Origin of the sequence: Rickettsia sp. TH2014, assembly GCF_019249195.1 — a bacterium.
Taxonomy (GTDB): Bacteria; Pseudomonadota; Alphaproteobacteria; order Rickettsiales; family Rickettsiaceae; genus Rickettsia; species Rickettsia felis.
In genome coordinates, this window is record NZ_MXAX01000235.1 from 1 (window position 1) to 4,210 (window position 4,210).

Consider the following 4,210-nt stretch of genomic DNA (forward strand, 5'->3'; position numbering starts at 1 on the left):
CGAAGCGACGTGGCAATCCAGAAAAAGATTCTGATTTACAGAATTTTTTTAATCTTTTTCTGGATTGCCACGTCGCTTCGCTCCTCGCAATGACGACTCGGGTATCCACGCAGGAATTGCATAAAAAGAACTATATGATAACCCCTCTAAGCCCCAAGCAGCACTTGATTTTGTAGTTTAAATAATTCTGCCGCACCGCCTTTAGCAAGTTTTAACATTGCTATAAACTGCTCTTCGGAAAAAGGTTCTTTCTCTGCCGTGCCTTGTACTTCGATTAGATTACCGTTACCTGCAAATACAAAATTACTATCCACTTCAGCATCACTATCTTCTAAATAATCCAAATCTAGTATCGCCTCACCTTTATATATCCCGCAAGAAACAGCTGCGATTTGACTAATTAACGGATTTACCTTTAAAATTCTCTTTTTCATCAATGATCTAATAGCTAGGTGTAATGCTACGTAGCTTCCTGTTATCGCTGCCGTTCTAGTACCGCCATCAGCATTAATAACATCACAATCTATAATAATCTGCCTCTCACCTAGTTTCTTCAAGTCAACTACACATCGCATGCTTCTTCCTATCAAGCGCTGTATTTCTTGGGTTCTTCCTCCTTGCTTCCCTTGTGCTGCTTCTCTTTTAATACGCTGGGATGTAGAGCCTGGGAGCATGCCGTACTCAGCGGTAACCCAACCTTGATTCTGCCCTCGTAAAAACGGCGGTACGGTAGTTTCGCAAGTAGCACTACACATGACATGTGTATTACCGATTTTAATAAGGCATGAACCTTCCGTATTAATAAGCGGTGATAATTCTAATGAAATAGGACGTAATTGGTTGCTTTTTCTTCCTGACTGTCTCATAATACAATTTGTACTCCTAAATCGGTAGACGAAGTTTAATTTGAAAAAGGGCAAGACACTTTAAAGCTTACAACCGCAACGTAGGTATACTACGTGAGAATTATAAGCGCAAAGTGACGCCGCAATTTTTTAAATTAAACAAGTATACCATTGAAAAAATTTTTATTATATCTATATATACCTCAAAAAAGAACATAAATATAAAGTAAATAATATGATAAATGATAATATAGAAAATAATGAACAAACAATAAATGATATTGCTGAAGAGATAGTTGAAACGGCAAATCCGGAAATAACAGAGTTAAAAGCAGAAATTGAAGAGCTAAAAGACAAACTAATTAGAACTACTGCCGAAATAGATAATACAAGAAAGCGTTTAGAAAAAGCACGTGACGAAGCAAAAGATTATGCAATTGCTACATTTGCTAAAGAACTACTAAATGTTAGTGATAATCTTTCAAGAGCATTAGCTCATAAACCAGCGAATTCTGATATAGAAGTCACAAATATTATTGCAGGCGTTCAGATGACTAAAGATGAACTGGACAAAATCTTTCATAAACATCATATTGAAGAAATAAAGCCGGAAATAGGATCAATGTTCGACTATAATTTACATAATGCAATTTCGCAGATAGAACATCCTGATCATGCACCGAATAGCATTATTACTTTAATGCAATCAGGATATAAAATTAGAGATAGGCTACTTAGACCCGCTACCGTACAAGTAGTTAAAAAATCCGAATAGAAAATAATAATATGAATAGAACCGCTATATTTTGGCTAGTTTTTTTAGGGCTTTTTATAAGCGGCTTTATGCTAATTTCAGATGCAGTAAAACCATTTTTTATCGCATTTATAATATCTTACTTACTACAACCTGCTATAGGTTTTATCGCATCAAAATTTAAAATATCAAATAAATTTGCATCAAGCATAATTTATCTGATATTTTTGAGCATATTTTTCTTAAGCTTAACTATTTTAGTACCGATAATTTATGGACAAATTTTTACTTTTATAAATAATATTCCAAAATATAAAAATTATTTACAGGCAGAAATATTACCTCCTATAATGGCAAAAATTTATTCGATAGAGCCTGATATTGCCGATAAAATCAAGAATTCTTTAAGTGATTTTATAAATAGTATATTTATTATACTTGGCAGTATTGCTAATAATTTTTGGCGTTATACCATTATTACCATTAACATATTTGTTTTATTTTTACTTATACCTATAATATTATTCTATTTTCTACGTGATTGGGCTAAAATTATTGCAAACATAAAATCGTTATTACCTATAAAAACCCGACCGAAAATCCTTGAAATATTATCGGCAATTAATAATCTGTTATCTGCTTACATAAGAGGACAACTAAATATTTGCTTATTATTATCTACTTATTATAGTATTGCATTTACCGTAATAGGTATTGATCTCGCTCTTTTACTCGGTATTTTAACAGGGTTTTTAGTCATTATTCCTTTGCTTGGTACTTTTATATCGTTTCTTTTAACTCTAATTATCGGCTATTTAACTTTTGGTGTAACTAGCAAATTACTATATATAATGATAATTTATCTAGTCGGAAATATTTGTGAATCTTATATTCTAACCCCTAAAATTATCGGTGATAAAATAGGGTTGCATCCTCTTTGGATTATATTCTCGATTTTTGCCTGCGGCAGTTTATTTGGAATTATTGGAATATTTTTTGCTATACCGATTGCAGGGATTACAAAAATTTTACTCCTAAATCTAATTAAATTTTATAAATCTAGCAAATTCTATCAAACAGACGGCTAAGTTATAATATTATTGTATGATTTTTAAAAAGTGTCTAATGTCATACCCACTAAAGCGGGAATCCAGGCAAACCTATAAAAAACTTGTTTTTTTAGGTTTATTGTATGAATTAATGTATAATTGTTGTACTAGTATTAAGATTATTTTTTGGATTTCCGCTTGCGCGGGAATGACATAGAGAAGCATGAAAATGACCTCCTCGACCAACAACAATGCTGCTAAGGATTAATAAATGCAGCAATATATATTTCGATTTATTACTTCTAATAAATATCATCCTGATGAGTTTATTGTTTCTAGTTCTAACGAGCAAGCTTATAATATTATAAAAAATTGGCAGTGCAGCTTTGGCGTTAATCCTTATAAATCTACTTTATTAATTAAAGGACCTTCTTCGTCAGGAAAAACTTATTTAACCAAAATATGGCAAAATTTAAGCGGTGCCTATATTATTAAAGATATTTTTTTTAATGAAGAAATTTTAGAAAAATATAATGCTTTTATCATTGAAGATATTGAAAACTGGCAAGAGTCGGCATTACTTCATATATTTAATATTGTTAATGAAAAACAAAAATATCTTTTACTTACCTCATCTAATAAAAGCAGAAATTTTACTTTACCCGATTTATCTTCACGTATTAAATCAGTCCTTAGTATAGCATTAAACTCACCTGATGATGAATTAATCAAAATTCTAATATTTAAGCATTTTTCTATTTCTTCGGTAACAATATCAGAACAAATAATAGATTTTCTTTTAGTAAATTTGCCTAGGGAATATTCTAAAATTATAGAAACATTAGAAAATATTAACTATTTTGCTTTAATTTCCAAAAGAAAAATAACAACTTCATTAGTCAAAGAAGTTTTAAATAAGTATAATCATAAAATATTGTAACTTTTTTCTTGACTTTAAATCTTCTCAATATAACCTTTCTATAAATTAACTTTTTAGAAAAAATTGTGTTGGGATACGAAAAAAACAAAAAAATTTAAATAGAGCACAAAAATAGACTATCAGCTTACTATCGATAGGTACTTTTTTAGAGTATTTTGATCTTATGCTATATGTTCATATGGCAGTACTACTTAATGAGCTTTTCTTTCTGCATTATGATACTCACGTTAATCGCCTTCTTGCAGCTTTTTCTTTTTGTTCTACTTTTATTTTTAGACCCTTAGGAGCTTTGTTATTTGGCTGGATAGGAGATAATATAGGTCGGAAATTTACAGTCATTATTACCGCTATTTTAATGTCGTTTTCTTGCATCGTTATGGCCAATCTTCCTACTTATGCCCAAGTAGGTGCTAGTGCCGTTTGGATAGTAACAATATGCCGTATAGTGCAAGGTATGTCGTCCATGGGAGAAAGAGTAGGAGCAGAATTATATTTAACGGAATCCGTCGGAGTTCCTAAACGCTTTCCTGCCGTAGCATTTGTAGGGGTGTGTGCTAGCTTAGGATTAGCTGTCGCCCTTGGCGTAGCAACTTTAGGTCGTGCCTCCGTATTGCAGTTTAGA

The 4,210-nt window shown here is 31.6% G+C and carries 5 protein-coding genes; 4 read left to right on the plus strand and 1 reads right to left on the minus strand.

Going from position 1 to position 4,210, the window contains the following annotated elements; translation table 11 throughout:
* Window positions 1-146: 146 nt before the first annotated feature.
* Window positions 147-866: a ribonuclease PH gene (rph, locus tag KYQ89_RS04690; RefSeq protein WP_218460626.1), complete on the minus strand. Its 720-nt coding sequence runs from the start codon at window positions 864-866 to the stop codon at window positions 147-149.
* Window positions 867-1,080: 214 nt separating this feature from the next.
* Here rph and grpE point away from each other — a divergent pair, with 214 nt between their 5' ends.
* From grpE to KYQ89_RS04710, 4 genes are all read left to right on the plus strand, one after another.
* On the plus strand, window positions 1,081-1,620 hold the full coding sequence (gene grpE, locus KYQ89_RS04695; RefSeq protein ID WP_218460627.1) for a nucleotide exchange factor GrpE: 540 nt from the start codon (window positions 1,081-1,083) through the stop codon (window positions 1,618-1,620).
* Window positions 1,621-1,631: 11 nt separating this feature from the next.
* A complete protein-coding gene (locus KYQ89_RS04700; protein ID WP_218460628.1) occupies window positions 1,632-2,687 on the plus strand; it encodes an AI-2E family transporter in 1,056 nt (351 codons plus the stop codon).
* Between the two features lie 232 nt (window positions 2,688-2,919).
* Window positions 2,920-3,588 carry an HdaA/DnaA family protein gene (locus KYQ89_RS04705; protein WP_218460629.1) on the plus strand — a complete coding sequence of 223 codons (669 nt, stop codon included), beginning with the start codon at window positions 2,920-2,922 and terminating at the stop codon, window positions 3,586-3,588.
* Between the two features lie 133 nt (window positions 3,589-3,721).
* Window positions 3,722-4,210: MFS transporter (locus tag KYQ89_RS04710; RefSeq protein WP_371920412.1), on the plus strand; the 489-nt coding region annotated here is incomplete at its 3' end.

Excerpts from the sequence above, each read along its gene's own strand:
- rph (WP_218460626.1), bottom strand. The coding sequence starts at position 866 with ATGAGACAGTCAGGAAGAAAAAGCAACCAATTACGTCCTATTTCATTA.
- grpE (WP_218460627.1), top strand. The coding sequence starts at position 1,081 with ATGATAAATGATAATATAGAAAATAATGAACAAACAATAAATGATATT.
- KYQ89_RS04700 (WP_218460628.1), top strand. The coding sequence starts at position 1,632 with ATGAATAGAACCGCTATATTTTGGCTAGTTTTTTTAGGGCTTTTTATA.
- KYQ89_RS04705 (WP_218460629.1), top strand. The coding sequence starts at position 2,920 with ATGCAGCAATATATATTTCGATTTATTACTTCTAATAAATATCATCCT.